A 16,963-nucleotide genomic window follows, 5' to 3' on the forward strand; every position below is an offset into this window, starting at 1 on the left:
TGCGGAAGGCGGGTCAGAGAGCGGAGACGGCGGCGGCTTCGATCGCCAGCCCTGCGCGGTACCGGTCGAGGTACGCGGCGAAGCCGGCGACGTCGGCCGGGTCGGGGTCGGCGACGTCGACGGTCGCGCCGGCGAAGACGGTCTCGTCCAGGTAGCGGGCGAGGTCGGGGGTGGATGCCGGGGTGTCGGAGCCGGCGGTGGATGCCCGGAGGTCGGGGGTGGATGCCGGGGCGGCGGCGCCCGTGGATGCCCGGAACGCGGCGAGTACCGCGATGCCCCACGCCCCGCCCTCCGATGCCGTCTCGCCGACCGCTACCGCGGTGTCGAGGGCACCGGCGAGGAAGCGCTGGGCGACGCCGGCGGTGCGGAACATGCCGCCGTGCGCGAAGAGCCGGTCGATCTCGACCCCTTCGTTCTCCCCGGTGGTGTCGGTGAGGACCCGCATGCCGAGCGCGAGCGTGCCGAACACGCCGTACAGCTGTGCGCGGATCGCGTTGGCGAGGGTGAGCGCGCTGTCGGGCGTGCGCACGAACAGGGGCCGGCCCTCGGTCAGACCGGCGATGGGCTCCCCGGCCAAGTGGTTGTACGCGATCAGTCCTCCGGCGTCGGCGTCGCCGGCGAGCGCCTCACGGAAGAGCACGTCGAAGACGTCATCGGCATCCATCGGGGTGCCCGCGGCCGCGGCGAACCGTGCGAACATGTCGGCCCACGCGGCCAGCTCGCTCGCGCCGTTGTTGCAGTGCACCATGGCCACCGGAGCCCCGGCCGGGGTGGTGACCAGGTCGAGCTCGTGGTGGGTGTGCCGCAGAGGCCGCTCCAGCACGACCATCGCGAAGATGCTCGTGCCCGCGCTGACGTTGCCGGTGCGCGGCGCGACGGCGTTGGTCGCGACCATGCCCGTGCCGGCGTCGCCCTCGGGCGGGCACAGCGGGATGCCGGGCTGCAGCGCTCCGGTCGGATCGAGCAGGGCGGCGCCGGCGGCGGTGAGCACTCCGGCATCCTCCCCGGCGGACAGGACCTCGGGGAGCAGATCGCGCAGCGGCGCGGGCGTGCGACCGGCGGCGTTCGCGTCGTAGCGGCGCAGCAGTTCGTCGTCGTAGTCGCCGGTGGCCGAATCGATCGGGAACATGCCCGACGCGTCGCCGACGCCGAGCACGCGGCGGCCGGTGAGAGCGGTGTGCACCCATCCGGCGAGCGTCGTGATCGAGGCGATCTGCCGCACATGCGGTTCGTCGTCGAGCACGGCCTGGTGCAGGTGAGCGATCGACCAGCGCAGCGGGATGTTCACACCCAGCAGATCCGTGAGCTCGGCGGCGGCGGGGCCGGTGTTGGTGTTGCGCCACGTGCGGAACGGCACCAGCAGCTCGCCTGCGGCGTCGAACGCGAGGTAGCCGTGCATCATCGCCGAGACACCGAGCGCGCCGAAGGTCGTCGGACGGACCCCGTGCTGCCGCTCGGCGTCGGCCACCAGGTCGGCGTAGGCGGCCTGCAGGCCCGACCACACGGCATCCGCCGAGTAGGTCCACAGCCGGTCGACGAACTCGTTCTCCCACGCATGGCTGCCGGTGGCCAGCACCCGCGCCGGATCGTCGGCGTCGATCAGGCACGCCTTGATGCGGGTCGAGCCGAGTTCGATGCCCAAGGCCGTGCGGCCCGCGCTGATCTGCACTGCGGCAGTGGGCTGCCGGTCGTCGGTCGTCGGGCTCACGGCGGTCATCGGCGGTCGTCCGTGCTCTGGCCGTAGACGTTCTGGTACCGGTCGTAGAGGCTGTCGATGGCCTCCTGCGGAATGGGGATGAGGGGCCCGGCCTGCCGCGCGATGTGCACCGTGCGGGCGACGTCTTCGAGCATGACGGCCGCCTTCACGGCATCCTTCGCGGTCGCACCGATCGTGAACGGACCGTGGTTCTGCATGAGGACACCCCGCGAACGGTGCCCGCGCAGCGTCTCGACGATGCCCCGTCCGATCGAGTCGTCGCCGATGATCGCGAACGGCCCGACCGGGATCGGCCCGCCGAACTCGTCGGCCATCGCGGTGATGACGCACGGGATCTCCTCGCCGCGCGCCGCCCAGGCCACCGCGTAGGTGGAGTGGGTGTGCACGACGCCGCCCACCTCGGGCATGTGCCGGTAGACATACGCGTGCGCGGCGGTGTCGGACGAGGGCGACCGCTCACTGCCGGGCGAACCGGCAACGACGTTTCCATCGAGGTCGCACAGGATCATGTTCTCAGGCGCCAGGTCGTCGTAGCTGACCCCCGACGGCTTGATGACGAAGAGGTCCTCGCCGGGCACACGGCCCGAGACGTTTCCGCCGGTCCACACGATCAGTCCGTAGCGGACGAGCTCGGCGTGCAGCGCGGCGACATCGGCGCGGACGGCGTCGATCGCGTTCTGGCTCTGAGGTGTCATGACGTTCCCTTCCTTCGGGACAGCACGCGCTGCAGCAGCACGAACACCAGCAGCACGGCGCCGGTGATGATCGTCAGGTACTCGGGGTTGATCGTGCCGTCCTTCGTGATGATCAACCGCAGGGTGGCGATCACGAACACGCCCACGACAGAGCCGAGCACATAGCCGACGCCGCCGGTCAGCAGCGTGCCGCCGATGACGACGGCGGCGATGGCGTCGAGTTCCCACCCGATCCCCGTCACATTCTGCGCCTTGCCGCCGACTTCGGCGGTGTAGACGACCGCGGCCAGGCCCGACAGCCCGCCCGAGATGATGTAGATCCACACCCGCGTCTTGGCAATCGGCAGGCCCATCAGCTGCGCCGACGCCTCGCTGCCGCCGATCGCGTAGACGGTGCGGCCCATGCGGGTGCGCTGCATGAAGAACATGGCTGCCAGCACGACCACGATCGCGATGACCAGGCCCGGCGTGATAGTGAAGTCGTTGATCTTGGGACCGTCGAAGATCTTCCAGTCGGTGGCCAGCAGCAGCAGTGGCGAGTCCTCGGGCGCCTGCACGGGCGTGGTCGACAGGATCGAGGCGAGCCCCCGCGCGAGGAACATCATGGCGAGGGTGGCAATGAACGGCTGCACGCCGAAGTGCTGCACCATGACGCCGGCGATCAGGCCGAACGCGGCGCCGGAGAGGATCATCACCGCAATGCCCACCCAGCCCCCGAGACCGATGTTCATGACCATGACGCCGGCGACCGAGCTGAAGGCCACGACCGCGCCGACCGACAGGTCGATACCGGCCGAGACGATCACGATGGTCATGCCGACGGCGAGGATGATCGTGGGTGCGAAGCTGACCAGCAGGCTCGAGATCGTGCCAGCGTGGAACACCCGGCCGTAGGCGATCTCGGCATACACGAGCATGCCGATCAGCAGCGCGAGTGCGGTCAGGGTGGGCAGCAGCCGCTGGCTGCGCTCCCACAGCTGCGATGCCGACGAGGTGCGGGCGGCGGCGGCCTCGGGCAGCTCGGGTGTGGGGGGAACGGCTTCGGCGAGGGTGCTCGGGGTGGTCATGCCGACACCTCCTGGGACTGCGCGGAACGGGTGGGCGGGGCGGGGGGCGTGGGCAGTGCGGGTCTGCGGAACACGAGCGCACGGATGCGCTCGGACTGCAGCAGCACCAACGCGATGATGACGAGCGCCTTGAACGCGGGAGTCGCCGCGGCCGGCACCCCCAGGAACACGACCGTCTTGTTGAGCGTCGCGATCAGCAGGGCGCCCATGGTCGACCCGAGGATCGAGAACTTGCCGCCGGCCAGCGACGTGCCGCCGATGACCACCGCGAGAATCGCGTCGAGCTCCATGAGGTTACCCGTGCTGCCGACGCTCACCGTCATCACCTCGGACACGCTGAACAATCCGCCGACAGCGGCCAGCGCGGCGGCCAGCACGTACACCGCGACCAGAATGGGGCGGGGGCGGATGCCGGCGAGCCGACTGGCCTGCGGGTTGATGCCGATCGATTCGATCATCAGGCCCAGGGCCGTGCGGCGCATCAGCACCGCGACGAGCACCACGAGCGCCACGGCGATGACGAAGCTCGTGGGCAGGCCGAGGATCTGCCCGTTGGCCAGCTGCCGGAACGGCTCGTTGGTCGCGCTGGTGTTCTGACCGCCGGTGATGACGCGGGCGATGCCACGGGCGGCCATCATCATGACCAGGGTGCTGATGAACGGCTGCAGGCCGACGACGGCGACCAGCAGGCCGTTGATCAGGCCCAGCACGACGGCGAGCGCGATCGCGAGTCCGATGGCGGTGAACATCGCCCCCACCGATGTCGGGGCGTCGAGCGCGCTGAGGGTCTGCATCGCGACAGCGCCGCCGACGGCCATCATCGAGCCCACCGACAGGTCGATGCCTTCGGTGGCGATGACGAAGGTCATGCCCAGCGCGATCATGATGATCGGCGCAGACACGCGCAGGATGTCGAGCACGTTGCCGGTGAGCAGACCCGTCGTGGGGTTGATGCCGATGGCGAGGTAACCGGGGTCCTTGATCGTGTTGATCACCAGCAGCAGCACGATGCCGATGACGGCCCAGAACCAGGGCGTGCGCAGGGACGCGATGATTCGGCTCATGACGGCGTTCCTTCCTGGATGGTGTCGGGTTGGTCGCCGGTGTCGGCGATGTGGTCGGCGCGGGCGACGGCCTCGTCCTCGCTCTCGGCGGCGATGACGGCTACGATGCTCTCGGCGGTCACCTCGGGACCGTTGACGACCTCGCCAACCTTCTCGTGATCCTTCAGGATCACGATGCGCTCCGACAGCCGCACGACCTCTTCGAGTTCGGACGAGATGAACACGACGCCCATGCCGCCTTCGGCCAGCTCGGCGACCGTCTCTTGAATGTCGGCCTTGGCGCCCACGTCGATGCCGCGGGTCGGCTCGTCCAGCAGCAGCAGATCCGGGTCGGTGGCCAGCCAGCGCCCGAGGAGTACCTTCTGCTGGTTACCTCCCGACAGCAGGCGGATCGGCCGGTCGGGGTCGTTGGGCCGCACGCTGAAGCGCTCCATGTAGGTGGCGACGAGCTGGTCGACCTCGCGCGCGGACACGCGGCGCAGCCAGCCGCGGCGGGCTTGGACGGCCAGCATGATGTTCTCACGCACACTGAGGTCGCCGACGATGCCGTCCTCACGACGGTTCTCGGTCGAGTAGGCGATGCCGTGCGACAGGCCGGCGACGGGCGAGTTCAGCGACGTCTTGCGGCCCTTCACGCGCACGGTGCCGCTGTCGGCCTTGTCGGCACCGGCGATGAGACGCGCCAGCTCCGTGCGGCCGGCGCCGAGGAGCCCCGCGAAGCCGACGACCTCGCCGGCGTGGATCTCGACGTCGGTGGGGTGCAGGGCGCCGGTGCGGCCGAGCCCTTCGGCGGCCAGCAGCGGGGTCTCGGTGCGGTCGCGGACCTCGGTCTGACGGTTCGATCCGAGCGCGCGCAGCGATTCGAAGTCCTTGCCGATCATCTTCGAGATGAGTTCGGCGCGGTCGAGCTGCTCGGTGAGGTACTCGCCGACGAAACGGCCGTTGCGCAGCACCGTGATGCGGTCGCTGATCGCGTAGACCTGGTCGAGGAAGTGCGAGACGAAGAGGATCGCGACGCCCCCGTCGCGCAGACGACGGATGACGGTGAACAGCACCTCGACTTCGTTGGCGTCGAGGCTGGAGGTGGGCTCGTCGAGGATGAGCACCTTCGATTCGGTGACCATCGCGCGGCTGATCGCGACGAGCTGCTGCATCGCGATCGACAGCGACGACAGCGGAGCGCGGGGGTCGAGGCGCCCGAGGCCCATGCGGGCGAGCACCTCGCGGGCCCGTGCATGGGTCTTGTGCCAGTTGATGCCGGCGAACGAGCGGGCCTCGTGGCCGAGCATGACGTTCTCACCGATGGTGAGGTTCGTGCACAGGTTCACCTCCTGGTACACGGTGGAGATGCCGGCGGCCTGGGCCGACGCGGTGCCGGTGAAGTGCCGCACCTCGCCGTCGACCTCGATCTGGCCGGAGTCGATCTGATAGACGCCGGTGAGGGCCTTGATGAGGGTGGACTTGCCGGCGCCGTTCTCGCCCATGAGGGTGTGCACCTCACCGGGGAGCAGGCGGAAGCTGACGTCGTCGAGCGCCTTGACGCCGGGGAAGGTGATCGAGGCGCCTCGAACGGTGACGATCGCGGCCGGTTCGGTCATCGGGGTGACTCCTTCGTCCTTGCTGGAAGCGTGTCTGCACGGCGGGGCGCGGTGAGCGGGGACCGACGATGCGGTCCCCGCTCACGTTGCCGTCTGGTGCGATGCGGATCCGGGTCAGAAACCCTTGCCCGCGTCGATGGCGGCCTGGGCCGCCTCAGGCGAGTCGAAGGTCTCACCCGAGACGATGATGGTCGGCTCCAGGGTCTCACCGGCGAGCGCCTTCTTGACCGCGTCCACGGCGATGTCGCCGAAGAACGGGTTGTACTGGGCCACGAAGCTCAGGTCGCCGGCGGCCAGCGCCTCGAGCGCACCCTGGGTGCCGTCGATGGTGGCGATCTTCACGTCGGTGCCCGGAGTCAGACCTGCATCCTTCACGGCCTGCGCCGCACCGATGCCCATCTCGTCGTTCTGGGCGAAGATGAACTGGATGTCGTTGTTGTTGGCCTTGAGCACGGTCTCGGTGACCGACTTGCCCTCGTCCGCACTCCAGTTGGCCGTCTGCGCGCCGACCTTGGTCCAGCCGGCTGCGCCGCCCAGGCCCTCTTCGAAGCCCTGGTTGCGCTCGTTGACGACCGAAAGGCCGGGAACGCCCTCGAGGACGTAGTAGTTCGCGCCGTCGGGCAGTGCGGTCAACGCCCACTCGGCGACCGAGGTGGCGACGGTGATGTTGTCGGGCGCGATGCGCGTGACGTACAGGTCGTCGCTGGAGTCGACACCGCGGTCGAGGAGGATGACCGGGATCTCGGCCTCCTGCGCCAGCTCGAGCGAGTCATCCCAGCCCGACGCCTCGGTGGCCGTGAGCAGGATCGCGTCGACCTCGTCATTGACGAAGGTGGCGAACGCATCGAGCTGCGACTTCTGGTCGGTCGGGGTGGCGGCCGGCGCGTACTTCAGGTCGAAGCCGGCGTCGGTCGTGAATGCGTCCTTGACGGCCTGCTCGTGCGCGTCGCGCCAGCCGCCCTCGGGGCCGACGGCGACGTAGCCGACGGTGATCACGTCGTCGCCCGAGTCGCCCGGCTCGGTGTCACCGGAGCCGTTGTCGCCGGCACAGCCGACGAGGCCGAACGCGAGAGCGCCGACCGCGGCGAGGCCGACGAGACCGCGCGTGCGCTTGCTGTGGGTCATTTCTCCTCCTTGAGACCCGCGACGATCCTCGTCGACGGGGTGTGTGCCCCCAGAGGGGAGCGTCGGGTATGTAGCGCCATTGTGCGCGCTAACATCACGCCCCCGCAACCGGCATCCACCCGTTCGTTATCAGGTTGTTACCGCGAACACTTCGCGATGCGCAGCCGAACGACGGCGCCGGATGATCAGCGCCGCGGCCGGCCGGTGGAGCGACGCACGATCAGACGCGCTTCGATCATGTCGTGGGCGGGACGCGCCTCGCCCTCGATCGCGGCGACGATCTGCTGCAGCACGAGCTCACCGAGGGCTGCGAAGTCCTGCCGGACGGTGGTCAGCGGGGGCAGGAAGTGCCGCGCGTCCGGAAGATCGTCGAAGCCGACCACGCTGATGTCGCCGGGCACGCTGATGCCGCGCTCGGCGAGACCGTGCACGACGCCCAGCGCCATCTGGTCGTTGGCCACGAACACGGCGGTGGCCGATTCGGGGTCGAGGCTCTGGCCGAAGCGATAGCCGCAGTCGGAGGTCCAGTCGCCGGCCACGGGCTCGGCGATCGGCAGGCCGGCCAACGCCAGCGCGTCGCGCCAGCCGCGGTCGCGCTCGCGGGCGTCGTACCAGTCGATCGGACCCGACAGGTGCACGATCGAGCGATGCCCGAGCTCGATCAGGTGGGTCACCGCCAGCAGGGCACCGGCGCGCTGGTCGACCGCGACAGTGTGCCAGACGGCGTCGGGCTCGGCCTTGACGACGATCGTGGGCAGGCCCGTGCTCTGCTTGCGCAGGATGTCGAGCGACGAGGCACGCGGGGCGATCACGCACAGCGCATCGACGCCCTGGGTCACCAGATCCATGACACCGGTGTCGATCTGGGCGTCGTCGTCGTCAGAGATGGAGAACGCGCTGATCGAATAGCCCACGCGGCGTGCGGCGGTCTCGAGCGCGCGCAGGGTGCGGTTGGGGCCGTGCTGCAGCGGGCCGTCGACGAGCACGCCCAGGCGCATCGCCCGGCGGGTGGCCAGAGCGCGCGCGATCGAACTGCGCGTGTAGTTCATGTCGTCGATGGCCTGCAGTACGCGCTCGCGCGTCGACTCGCGAATGTTGGGATGACCGTTGAGCACGCGCGACACGGTCATGTGCGAGACCCCGGCCTGCTTCGCGACGTCATAGATGCTGGGCCGCTGCCAGCCACGCGTCGACTGCTCAGACATGCCGGTCCGCTCCCTCTCCGCGCGCCCTCCGTGGCCGCGCGCTGCGCAAATGTTTGCGCTCACATTCCACCACGGCTCGGCGCGACCTGGTGACAGCCAGGCCGATGACGTTGCCGACGTCGCGGTCGCGGGGGCACCGGTCGAGCGGGACGGTCAGGTGCGCCTGCCGCTGCCGCGGGTGAGCGTGGATGGGCTCACCGCGGCCACCATGCGGGTGTGGCTGCCCGAGGGGTGACCCTAGCTCAGGGGCGCACGAGCACCTTGAGCGCCTCGCGGTCGTCCATGAGCCGGTAACCCTCGGCGATGTCGTCGAGGGCGACTTCGCGGTCGAACACGGCGCCGGGGTCGACGGTGCCGTCGAGCACGCCGGGCAGCAGCCGGTCGATGTAGGCGCGGACAGGAGCGACGCCGCCGGTGATCGTGATGTTGCGCATGAACTGGTCGCGCCCGAGCGGCGCCGTCGTGTACTGCGGCACACCGACACGGGCGATCGTGCCGCCGTCGCGCACGGCGCCGAGCGCCTGCTCGTATGCGGGCAGGTGTCCCACGGCGTCGATCACGATCGGCGCGCCGTCGCCGCCGGTCAGGTCGCGGACGGCGGCGATGCCCTCCTCGCCTCGTTCGAAGACCACCTCGGTCGCACCGTAGCGGCGGCCGAGGTCGGTGCGCGCCTCGTGGCGCCCCATCAGAATGATGCGCTCAGCACCCAGCTGCCGCGCCGACAGCACGGCCAGCAGGCCGACCGCGCCGTCGCCGATCACCGCGACCGTCGCTCCCGGGCCCACTCCGCCGGTGCGGGCCGCGTGGTATCCGGTGCCGTAGACGTCGCTCAGGCTGAGGATCCCCGGCATCCGCTCGTCGTGCTCGCCGACGTCGACGCGATAGAGCGTGCCGTCGGCCAGCGGGGCACGACGATATTGCGCCTGGGCGCCGCCGCCGCGCTGGCGGCCGAAGCGACACGAACTGTGAAGGCCTTCGCGGCAGAAGTCGCACGCGCCACAGGACCATTTGAACGGGACGATGACCACATCGCCGGGCGTGACGGTCTGCACCTCGGCGCCGACCTCCTCGACCACGCCAATCATCTCGTGGCCCATCGCGGTGCCGCGGTCGTTCGGCGTCATCGAGTGGTAGGGATGCAGGTCGCTGCCGCACACGCACGCGACGACGGTGCGCAGGATCGCGTCGGTGGGCTGCTCGATCTGCGGGTCCGGCGCATCGATCACGCGGACGTCGCCGGGGCCGTACATGTAGGTGGCTCGCATGACCCCAGTCAAGCAGGGATGCCGGAGGTGAGCACCGTGCGCGCCGCGCCTCTCGAGTCGCGACCGCCGGCCGCGACCGGCTACGACCCGCGGCGTTCGGCGAGAAGGGCGGCGAGCTGCGGCAGCTGCGCCTCATCCTCGAGGGCGGAGCCGACGGCGACCACCCGCACGCCCGCGTCGAGGAAGGCGCCCGCATTCCCGGCATCCATACCCCCGGTCGCGATGAACCGCACCTGCGGGAACGGCCCGCGCATGTGCCCGAACCAGCCCGTGCCCAGCCACTGCGCGGGAAAGGCCTTCAGCCACGTGAGGCCGAGCGACGCGGCGTGCTGCACTTCGGTGGGGGTGGCCACGCCGGGCAGGATCGGCACGCCGGCCTCGCGCGCCGCGCGCACCACGTCGGGGTCGAGCCCCGGCGAGACGAGATAGCCGGCTCCGGCCTCGGCGGCCACCGCGACCTGCGCGGGGTCGACGATCGTGCCCGCGCCGACGATGGCGCCGCGTTCGCGCCCGAGTGCGGCGACCCGGCGCAGCGCCTCGACGTCGTCGTCAGACTGGATCGTGACCTCGACCGAGCCGATGCCGAGGTCCCAGGTCGTGGTCGCCACGCGCACCGCGCGCTCCGCCCCCGCGCAGCGCAGAATCGCCATCAGCGGCGCGCCGGCGAACAGGTCATCGAAGTACGCGGCGGTGTCGGTCATGGAAGAACTCCTTCGTCGGCGGTCACACAGGGGCGCAGGAGCCCGATGGCAGGTCCGTCGCCCGGTCACGGCGCACGCCGGACGGGTCCCCGCACGGCCCGGTCACGCCTCGTCGTCCTCGTCGACCGGGAAGTCGGCGGTCGTGCGCAGGGTCAGGGCGGCGCGGGCGTGCCCGGCGGTGAGTCGGTCTTCGGCGGGCGCGCCGACCAGGCGGCCGGCGAGGTAGCCGCCCGCGAACGCGTCGCCGGCGCCCACGGCCTCGATTACCTTGACGGCAGGCGGGGCGACGAACGCCTCGCCGTCGGGCTCGAACACCGTCGCCCCGATGTCTCCATCCTTGACGACGAGCTCGGGCACGTCCGGAAACAGGGCGCGCACGTCGTCGACGGTCGCGGTGCCCCACAGCGACTCGGCCTCGTCGCGGCCCACGAACACGAGGTCTGCGCGCTCGACGAGCGCGGCCAGCACGGGGGCCGCGGATGCCGCGGACCACAGCGCGGCACGGTGATTGACGTCGAAGCTCACGATCGCGCCGGCCTGTCGCGCGCGGGCCATGAGCCGGTCGAGGAAATCGGGGGCGGTTCCGCCGAGCGCCGCGGTGATGCCCGACACGTGCACGATGGTCACGCCGGTCAGATCGGCGGCATCGGCGTCGGCTGCGCTCAGGAACGAGGCGGCCGACCCGTCGCGGTAGTAGTGCACGCCGCGGCCGGGGTCCTTGACGTAGAGGCCGGTGCTACTGTCAGGGTCGACGATGACGGCCGAGGTGTCGACGCCGCGGTCGCGCACCTGCGTCAGCACACGCCGGCCGAGCGGATCGTCGCCGAGGCGGCTGAGCCAGCGGGCCCGGTGCCCGAGCTTCGCGACGTGGGCGGCCACGTTCGACTCGGCGCCGCCGGCGTCGATGCGGAACACGTCCGCCTCCTCGACGCCCACCGGCTCGACGGGCGTGACCACGGCCATGGTCTCCCCCGCCGTCAGCAGCAGGCCGGCCGGCTCGCGCGCATCGACACTCACACCTCGAGTATGCCCGGTCTGCCGCGACGCCGGGTCGGAGCAGGACGTGCGGGGCTGAGCACGCGGTCAGTGGATGCCGGAGAGCCAGGCCTCGAGCAGACGCGCCACCGTGCGGGTATGGGCCCACGGCATCTCGGGCACCTCGGTGCGGCCGTCGCCGAGGGCGCGGATGACGGCATCCGCTTCGGCCGCCATCGGGCTGACGGTCGGTGCCGTCACCCGTTCGACGGATCCGTCGGTGCGGGTCAGGGTCGCCCTGTCGGTGCTCTCGCTGCGGCTGCCCCACACGTTCGGGATCTCGATGCGTCCCTGCGTGCCTTCGATGACCGCCGCGCGCGACACGTCTTCGACGATCGAGGTCGACACGCGCGCCGTGACCGCACCCAGCTCGAGCGTCGCGGAGGCCGTGACGTCGACGCCCGTGGCACCGATCACGCCGTCGGTCTCGGCCACGCGCGCGGTATCGAGCGGCTGTCCCGCCCACGCGGCGACGCCGACGGCGAGCGAGACGGGGTAGCAGCCGACGTCGAGGATCGCGCCGCCGGCCGTGGCCGGGTCGAACAGGCGCCCGGTGTGCTCGGCGGCCGCGAACCCGAGGCTCGATTCGACCGCGGTGATCTCGCCGATCGCGCCGCCGGTCACAATCTCGTGCAGGCGCTGCGCGAACGGACCGAAGCGGTACTTGAACGCCTCGAGCAGCGGCAGCTCCGTGCGGGCGGCCGCAGCGAGAACCCTCTCGGTGTCGGCGAGGTTCGTGGTCAGCGGCTTCTCGCACAGGACTGCCTTGCCCGCTTCGAGCGCCGCGACGGCCAGGTCGGCGTGCGCGGTGTGGACGGTGCCGATATAGACGGCGTCGACGTCGTCGCGGGCGAGGATGTCGTCGTACGTGCCGGCGACAGCGGCGCCGTGCGCGTCGGCGAACGCACGCGCGGCGGCGACGTCGCGGGCGCCGACGGCGTGCAGGTATCCGAGCTCGGCGTGCGGCAGCGCGGTGGCGAAGTCACCGCTGATGACGCCGGCGCCGAGCACCGCCCAGCGCGCGCTCATCCGGCGCTCCCCGCGCTGTGGATCGGACCGGCCGTGGCTGCTGCTGTCATCCTTCGACACTAGCGATCGCACGAGCCACGACCGGCCCACCCGCCTGACGCGAATCGCGGGTCACGCGCGACGACACCCACAACTCACGCCAGCCGAACCCGCACGGCGCAGGTCACGCGATCGCCGTCCGTCGCGTGAGCTCGGGGCGCCGGGGCGGCACGAGCCAGTTCACGACGGCGATCAGCAGCGGCAGCCCGATGGCGAGGATGACCAGCGGCACCCACGGGAAGTCAGCCATCTCGAGCGGGCCCCGTGAGTCGGTCTGCGACTGCAGTGCGAATCCCAGCGGGGGCAGGATGCCGGCGGCCGCACCCGCGAACGTCCCGAATCCGGCAATGACGAGTCCCTGCCAAAACCCGATGCGGCGGCGCAGCGACGCGGTGCCGCCGACCGCCGACAGCGTCGCATCGTCAGGGCGACGCTCGAACCGTGCAAGCCCGAGGGCGACGGCGCTCGCGCCCAGCACAAGCCCGCCGACGCCGAGCATGAGCGGAACAAGCCATGCTTCGGTCCCGCTGGGTCCGTTCTCGATGGTCGCGCCGAGGCTGTACGTGGCGGTGCTGCCGGATTGCGCGAGCGCGTACAGACGGTCGGTCTGCTCGGTCGTCGGCGGCTCGGCGAACGCGCCGAACACGGCCCACGGCTGCGCCGAAATGCCCAGATCCCGCGCTGTGGCAGGCGCGAGGGCGACGTGAACTGCCTGCTGCGGGGCGTCGACGACGATCGCGTCGAGCGTCTCAGTCCACTGCGGGTCTTCGATCTCGGCATCCGGCCAGGGATGGAAGATGTTGTCGGGGGCCCCGCCGAACATCCACTGTCGCTCGGTCCACGCCGCCACCTCGATCCTGCCGTCAGTGACCAGTTTCTGCCCGGTGACCAATGCGGCCCCGTTCCGATAAGCGTCCAGCTGCTCTGGCCCGAGCTCGATGCCGGTCACTGTCTCGATATCGTCAGCCGCCAGGACGATGATGTTGTTCCGCGGGTTGTCGAGCTCCGACATCGAGCCGTATCCATCGACCTCGGGATCGAGCAGTTCACGCTCCGGCGTCACCGCCACCGCGCGCGAGCTGTCGGCGGGCACCTCTGCCTCATTCTCCAAGCCCCAGTTCTCGACCTGCCGCAACACGCGCGCTGTCGCGGTCGCGCCCGCTTCAGACAGCGCCCGGTCCGCGGACGCTGCGGCATCGGCCGCATCGGTGGCGTTCAGCGCCGTGCCGTCCTGCGCGGTGGAGTAGGAAGTCACCCAGGCCGTACCGACAGGCGCACCGTATGTCCAATTGCGCGCGGTCTGCGCGGTGATCATCGAGCCGAGCCCCATGGCGAAGACGCCGACGAACACGGTGGCGCCGATCGCCGCGAAAGCAGGCACGGTCCGTGATCCGTTCGCCACAGCATCCCTCGACGCGATGCGTGCGGCGATGCCCACGCGTGACAGCACACGGGACGCGAGCCACAGCAGCCACCGGCCCGAGAGGACGATGCCGAGCTGCGCGAGGACCGGGCCGGCCACGATGCCGACGAACGGCAACCACCGCAGCGGCGAGTCGTACGGGATCTCGTTGTTGCCGGCGACAGCGGCGGCGAGCACGCCCGAGACGATCGTCAGCGCGATGCCGACGAGGATCATGAGTGATCCCCACAGCGGCCGCGACGCCTGCACTTTCTGCGGACGGCGAGCGCCTCGCAGTGCGCTGATCGCATCGGTCTTGGCGACGGTGCGCGCCGGCATGACAGCGGATGCCGTCCCCACGAGCACGGCGAACACAAGCACGCCCGCGAGCACGAGCCAGGGGACGTGGAAGCCCCAGAACTGGGTGGCCGCGCCGTTCGCCGTCACCTGCATCACGAGTGCCGCGAGGCCGATGCCTGCCGCGACCCCGAGCACCCCGCCGACGGCGCCGAGCACCGTGCCTTGCAGACGGATCGTGCGACGCAGGTCCCGCGCATCCGCCCCCACACTCGCCGCGATAGCGAGAGCGCGCTGCTGTCGCCGCGCGCTCACGGCGAACGCGGCGCCCGCGAGCATGATGACCATGTAGGCCGCGAACGCTCCTCCCACGCCGAGGCCCGAGGCGAGCGCGAGCATCATCGATGCCCGAGGATCGTACGTACCCATCTGCATACCGTCGACCTCGAACGGAGGCGGGTCGAGCACGACTTCGCGCGCATAGACGGCCACGCCCTGGTCGTTGAGCTGCTGGATCTCCGTCCAGGTCGGCGCCCACTCGGGCAGACACCAGCGGGGCTGCCCGAACCGGTCGGAGTCGAAGAACACGACGCCGCTCTCGGAGTCGGCCAGGGTGGCGACGTCGACCGTCCCGGTGACGGTGAACGCCTCGCCGCTGTCGGCGTCGGTGATGGTGCCGCCGATCGCCGTGCCCGCGCGATCGAGTGTCGCCGGAGTCACCAGGACCTCGTCACCGCTCTGCGGGGCTCGCCCGTCGAGCATCTCGAACCGGCCGGTAAAGCGCTCATCCCAGGCCGCGCCACCCCAACCCCACACGGCGCCGATGCCGCTCGCGGTCTCGATGCGGGCGTTGCCCTCTGACAGCGCCACCGTCTCGGTCCCGGCAGGTAGCGCTTCGGTCGGATCATCCAGAGGCTCACCCTCGGGCTCTTGCCACGAGCCGTCCGCAGTGATCGGGTATCCGTTCCACCACGGATCGTCCGGCGCCTGCCAGAATCCGGCATCGGGTACGCCCATCGGCTGCACCCACGCCTCCATCTGCCCGAGCTGGACTGTCAGCCGGTCTTCGGGCGTGGCCGTCGAACTGTCGACGAAGACAGCGACACCAGCCATCCCCGCGATCGGCAGCGCGATCAGCAGCACGATCAGCAGACTCGACGCCCAGGTGCGGCGCACCTGCCGGTAGGCGAGGCGCACGGCGACGCGCCGGCGCGCCAGGCGCGATCGGTCTTTCGTCTTGGCGGGGCGCCGACGCCCGGCATCCACTCTCGAACCGGTCTCGGGATCGGCACCGGCCGGCGGCCCGGTGCGCTCGGCGACCGTCATCGCGCGCTCGCCAGCAGCGCGTCGGCGCCATCGCGCTGCGCTTCGTCGATGATGCGCCCGTCGCGGAGGAACACGATGCGGTCGGCCCACGCCGCATGGCGCGCTTCGTGGGTGACGAGGATGCCGGCCGCCCCCTGGTCGACACGGGTGCGCAGCATCCGCATGACCGCCTCGCCGGTGACCGAATCCAGTGCCCCAGTGGGCTCGTCGGCGAGGATCAGCCGGCGCCCGCCGACCACGGCGCGGGCGATCGCGACGCGCTGCTGCTGTCCTCCGGACAGGTCATCGGGGTACGCGTCGAACTTCGCGTCGAGGCCGACCGAGGCGAGCGCATCCCGACCCGCACGGCGCGCCACCCGGGCTCGGAAGCCGTCGAGCTCCAGTGGCAGCGTGACGTTCTCGAGCGCCGTGAGGGTCGGGATGAGATTGAAGTCCTGGAAGACGAACCCCAGGGAGCGGCGGCGCAGCTGCGCCAGCTCGCGCGCCGAGGCGGTGGAGAGGTAGGCGCCCTCGACGATGACCTCGCCGGTCGTCGGCTTCTGGAGGCCGCCGGCGATCGACAGCAGTGTCGACTTGCCCGAGCCGGACGCCCCCATGATGGCGACCAGCTCGCCCTGGGCGACCGACAGGTCGACGCCCGACAGCGCGGAGACGCTCGTGGCGCCCTCGCCGTACTGCTGGGTGACGCCGACCAGCTGCAGCACCGGGGCGGTCATCGGGTCGCCTGCTGCGCGTCGCGGGTCTCGGCCTTGGCCGGGCGACCGCGCTTGGGCTTCTCGGTGGAGAGTTCGAGCGCGAGGGCATGCCGGGGATGCTGCTTCAGACGCTCCTCGGTGTGGTCGAGCCAGCGGACCTCGGCCTCTGTCGCGAAGATCATCGAGTCGACCACGAGGGCCCAGGCGAGCTCTTCGGGCCCGTCGGGATTGGCGCCGGCGTACTTGGCGCGGTTGAGCTCCTGCAGCTGGGCGAGCGAGGCACGGCGCTGGGTCTGGATGACCTGCGTCACATCGACGCCGGGCAGGGTCGCGGCCACGGCGAGCTTGATCGCCAGTTCGTCACGGGTGCCCTGCGCCCGCTCGACCGGCGAGCCCAACCAGGCGCGGACCTCGGCCGTTCCGTCCGGGGTGATGCGCCAGTACACATGGCCCTGCTCGTCGACATCGCCCTTCTCGACGAGACCGTCACGCTCGAGACGGTCGAGCGTGTTGTAGATCTGGCCCACGTTCAGCGGCCAGGTCGAGCCGGTGCGACGGTCGAACTCCGCGCGCAGCTGATAGCCGTAGCACGGCCCCTGATCGAGGATGGCCAGCAGGCTCTGTCGCACCGACATCCGCATCTCCCTTGTGCATGCCGAGTATGTGTTTACTCGGTATCTGGATTCTGAGTATATGCATACCG

At 70.7% G+C, this 16,963-nt stretch carries 15 protein-coding genes; 1 reads left to right on the top strand and 14 read right to left on the bottom strand.

Annotation, left to right across the window (positions count from 1 at the left end; all coding sequences use genetic code 11):
* Positions 1 to 13 precede the first annotated feature (13 nt).
* The 7 genes from ACQ143_RS14315 to ACQ143_RS14345 form a co-directional block, all read right to left on the bottom strand.
* Positions 14 to 1,717, bottom strand: a complete 1,704-nt coding sequence (locus ACQ143_RS14315) for a xylulokinase (protein WP_449571378.1) — start codon at positions 1,715 to 1,717, stop codon at positions 14 to 16.
* Complete coding sequence (locus tag ACQ143_RS14320; protein WP_449571379.1) at positions 1,714 to 2,412, bottom strand: L-ribulose-5-phosphate 4-epimerase; 699 nt, start codon at positions 2,410 to 2,412, stop codon at positions 1,714 to 1,716. Before ACQ143_RS14320 ends, ACQ143_RS14315 begins: the two co-directional genes overlap by 4 nt.
* Entirely contained in the window at positions 2,409 to 3,479 is a 1,071-nt protein-coding gene (locus ACQ143_RS14325) for an ABC transporter permease (protein ID WP_449571380.1), read from the bottom strand. Before ACQ143_RS14325 ends, ACQ143_RS14320 begins: the two co-directional genes overlap by 4 nt.
* Positions 3,476 to 4,543, bottom strand: a complete 1,068-nt coding sequence (locus ACQ143_RS14330) for an ABC transporter permease (RefSeq protein ID WP_449571381.1) — start codon at positions 4,541 to 4,543, stop codon at positions 3,476 to 3,478. The genes ACQ143_RS14325 and ACQ143_RS14330 overlap by 4 nt, the downstream gene beginning before the upstream one ends.
* Positions 4,540 to 6,141, bottom strand: coding sequence for a sugar ABC transporter ATP-binding protein (locus ACQ143_RS14335; RefSeq protein ID WP_449571382.1), 1,602 nt, complete (start codon positions 6,139 to 6,141; stop codon positions 4,540 to 4,542). Before ACQ143_RS14335 ends, ACQ143_RS14330 begins: the two co-directional genes overlap by 4 nt.
* A gap of 114 nt (positions 6,142 to 6,255) precedes the next feature.
* Positions 6,256 to 7,266: a substrate-binding domain-containing protein gene (locus ACQ143_RS14340; RefSeq protein WP_449571383.1), complete on the bottom strand. Its 1,011-nt coding sequence runs from the start codon at positions 7,264 to 7,266 to the stop codon at positions 6,256 to 6,258.
* 185 nt (positions 7,267 to 7,451) lie between these two features.
* On the bottom strand, positions 7,452 to 8,471 hold the full coding sequence (locus ACQ143_RS14345; protein ID WP_449571384.1) for a LacI family DNA-binding transcriptional regulator: 1,020 nt from the start codon (positions 8,469 to 8,471) through the stop codon (positions 7,452 to 7,454).
* Between the two features lie 49 nt (positions 8,472 to 8,520).
* Here ACQ143_RS14345 and ACQ143_RS14350 point away from each other — a divergent pair, with 49 nt between their 5' ends.
* Entirely contained in the window at positions 8,521 to 8,706 is a 186-nt protein-coding gene (locus tag ACQ143_RS14350; protein WP_449571385.1) for a hypothetical protein, read from the top strand.
* A 7-nt stretch (positions 8,707 to 8,713) separates the two neighbouring features.
* Here the strand turns inward: ACQ143_RS14350 and ACQ143_RS14355 are convergent, their stop codons facing one another.
* The 7 genes from ACQ143_RS14355 to ACQ143_RS14385 all read right to left on the bottom strand — a co-directional run bounded on the left by ACQ143_RS14355 (position 8,714) and on the right by ACQ143_RS14385 (position 16,895).
* Complete coding sequence (locus ACQ143_RS14355; protein ID WP_449571386.1) at positions 8,714 to 9,736, bottom strand: zinc-binding dehydrogenase; 1,023 nt, start codon at positions 9,734 to 9,736, stop codon at positions 8,714 to 8,716.
* An 80-nt stretch (positions 9,737 to 9,816) separates the two neighbouring features.
* Positions 9,817 to 10,437 carry a bifunctional 4-hydroxy-2-oxoglutarate aldolase/2-dehydro-3-deoxy-phosphogluconate aldolase gene (locus tag ACQ143_RS14360; protein WP_449571387.1) on the bottom strand — a complete coding sequence of 207 codons (621 nt, stop codon included), beginning with the start codon at positions 10,435 to 10,437 and terminating at the stop codon, positions 9,817 to 9,819.
* 102 nt (positions 10,438 to 10,539) lie between these two features.
* A complete protein-coding gene (locus tag ACQ143_RS14365; protein WP_449571388.1) occupies positions 10,540 to 11,454 on the bottom strand; it encodes a sugar kinase in 915 nt (304 codons plus the stop codon).
* Positions 11,455 to 11,520: 66 nt separating this feature from the next.
* Positions 11,521 to 12,501: a Gfo/Idh/MocA family protein gene (locus ACQ143_RS14370; RefSeq protein ID WP_449571389.1), complete on the bottom strand. Its 981-nt coding sequence runs from the start codon at positions 12,499 to 12,501 to the stop codon at positions 11,521 to 11,523.
* A 163-nt stretch (positions 12,502 to 12,664) separates the two neighbouring features.
* Entirely contained in the window at positions 12,665 to 15,565 is a 2,901-nt protein-coding gene (locus ACQ143_RS14375; protein WP_449571390.1) for an FtsX-like permease family protein, read from the bottom strand.
* Positions 15,562 to 16,281, bottom strand: a complete 720-nt coding sequence (locus tag ACQ143_RS14380; protein ID WP_449571391.1) for an ABC transporter ATP-binding protein — start codon at positions 16,279 to 16,281, stop codon at positions 15,562 to 15,564. The genes ACQ143_RS14375 and ACQ143_RS14380 overlap by 4 nt, the downstream gene beginning before the upstream one ends.
* Positions 16,278 to 16,895 carry a PadR family transcriptional regulator gene (locus ACQ143_RS14385; RefSeq protein ID WP_449571392.1) on the bottom strand — a complete coding sequence of 206 codons (618 nt, stop codon included), beginning with the start codon at positions 16,893 to 16,895 and terminating at the stop codon, positions 16,278 to 16,280. Before ACQ143_RS14385 ends, ACQ143_RS14380 begins: the two co-directional genes overlap by 4 nt.
* Positions 16,896 to 16,963: the final 68 nt, after the last annotated feature.

Source organism: Microbacterium pollutisoli, from assembly GCF_053586795.1.

What these genes read in the sequence shown, in the direction of transcription:
- ACQ143_RS14375 (WP_449571390.1), bottom strand. Translation starts at nt 15,565, where the DNA reads ATGACGGTCGCCGAGCGCACCGGGCCGCCGGCCGGTGCCGATCCCGAG.
- ACQ143_RS14320 (WP_449571379.1), bottom strand. Translation starts at nt 2,412, where the DNA reads ATGACACCTCAGAGCCAGAACGCGATCGACGCCGTCCGCGCCGATGTC.
- ACQ143_RS14350 (WP_449571385.1), top strand. Translation starts at nt 8,521, where the DNA reads ATGTTTGCGCTCACATTCCACCACGGCTCGGCGCGACCTGGTGACAGC.
- ACQ143_RS14325 (WP_449571380.1), bottom strand. Translation starts at nt 3,479, where the DNA reads ATGACCACCCCGAGCACCCTCGCCGAAGCCGTTCCCCCCACACCCGAG.
- ACQ143_RS14335 (WP_449571382.1), bottom strand. Translation starts at nt 6,141, where the DNA reads ATGACCGAACCGGCCGCGATCGTCACCGTTCGAGGCGCCTCGATCACC.
- ACQ143_RS14370 (WP_449571389.1), bottom strand. Translation starts at nt 12,501, where the DNA reads ATGAGCGCGCGCTGGGCGGTGCTCGGCGCCGGCGTCATCAGCGGTGAC.
- ACQ143_RS14385 (WP_449571392.1), bottom strand. Translation starts at nt 16,895, where the DNA reads ATGTCGGTGCGACAGAGCCTGCTGGCCATCCTCGATCAGGGGCCGTGC.
- ACQ143_RS14315 (WP_449571378.1), bottom strand. Translation starts at nt 1,717, where the DNA reads ATGACCGCCGTGAGCCCGACGACCGACGACCGGCAGCCCACTGCCGCA.
- ACQ143_RS14380 (WP_449571391.1), bottom strand. Translation starts at nt 16,281, where the DNA reads ATGACCGCCCCGGTGCTGCAGCTGGTCGGCGTCACCCAGCAGTACGGC.
- ACQ143_RS14355 (WP_449571386.1), bottom strand. Translation starts at nt 9,736, where the DNA reads ATGCGAGCCACCTACATGTACGGCCCCGGCGACGTCCGCGTGATCGAT.
- ACQ143_RS14360 (WP_449571387.1), bottom strand. Translation starts at nt 10,437, where the DNA reads ATGACCGACACCGCCGCGTACTTCGATGACCTGTTCGCCGGCGCGCCG.
- ACQ143_RS14345 (WP_449571384.1), bottom strand. Translation starts at nt 8,471, where the DNA reads ATGTCTGAGCAGTCGACGCGTGGCTGGCAGCGGCCCAGCATCTATGAC.
- ACQ143_RS14330 (WP_449571381.1), bottom strand. Translation starts at nt 4,543, where the DNA reads ATGAGCCGAATCATCGCGTCCCTGCGCACGCCCTGGTTCTGGGCCGTC.
- ACQ143_RS14340 (WP_449571383.1), bottom strand. Translation starts at nt 7,266, where the DNA reads ATGACCCACAGCAAGCGCACGCGCGGTCTCGTCGGCCTCGCCGCGGTC.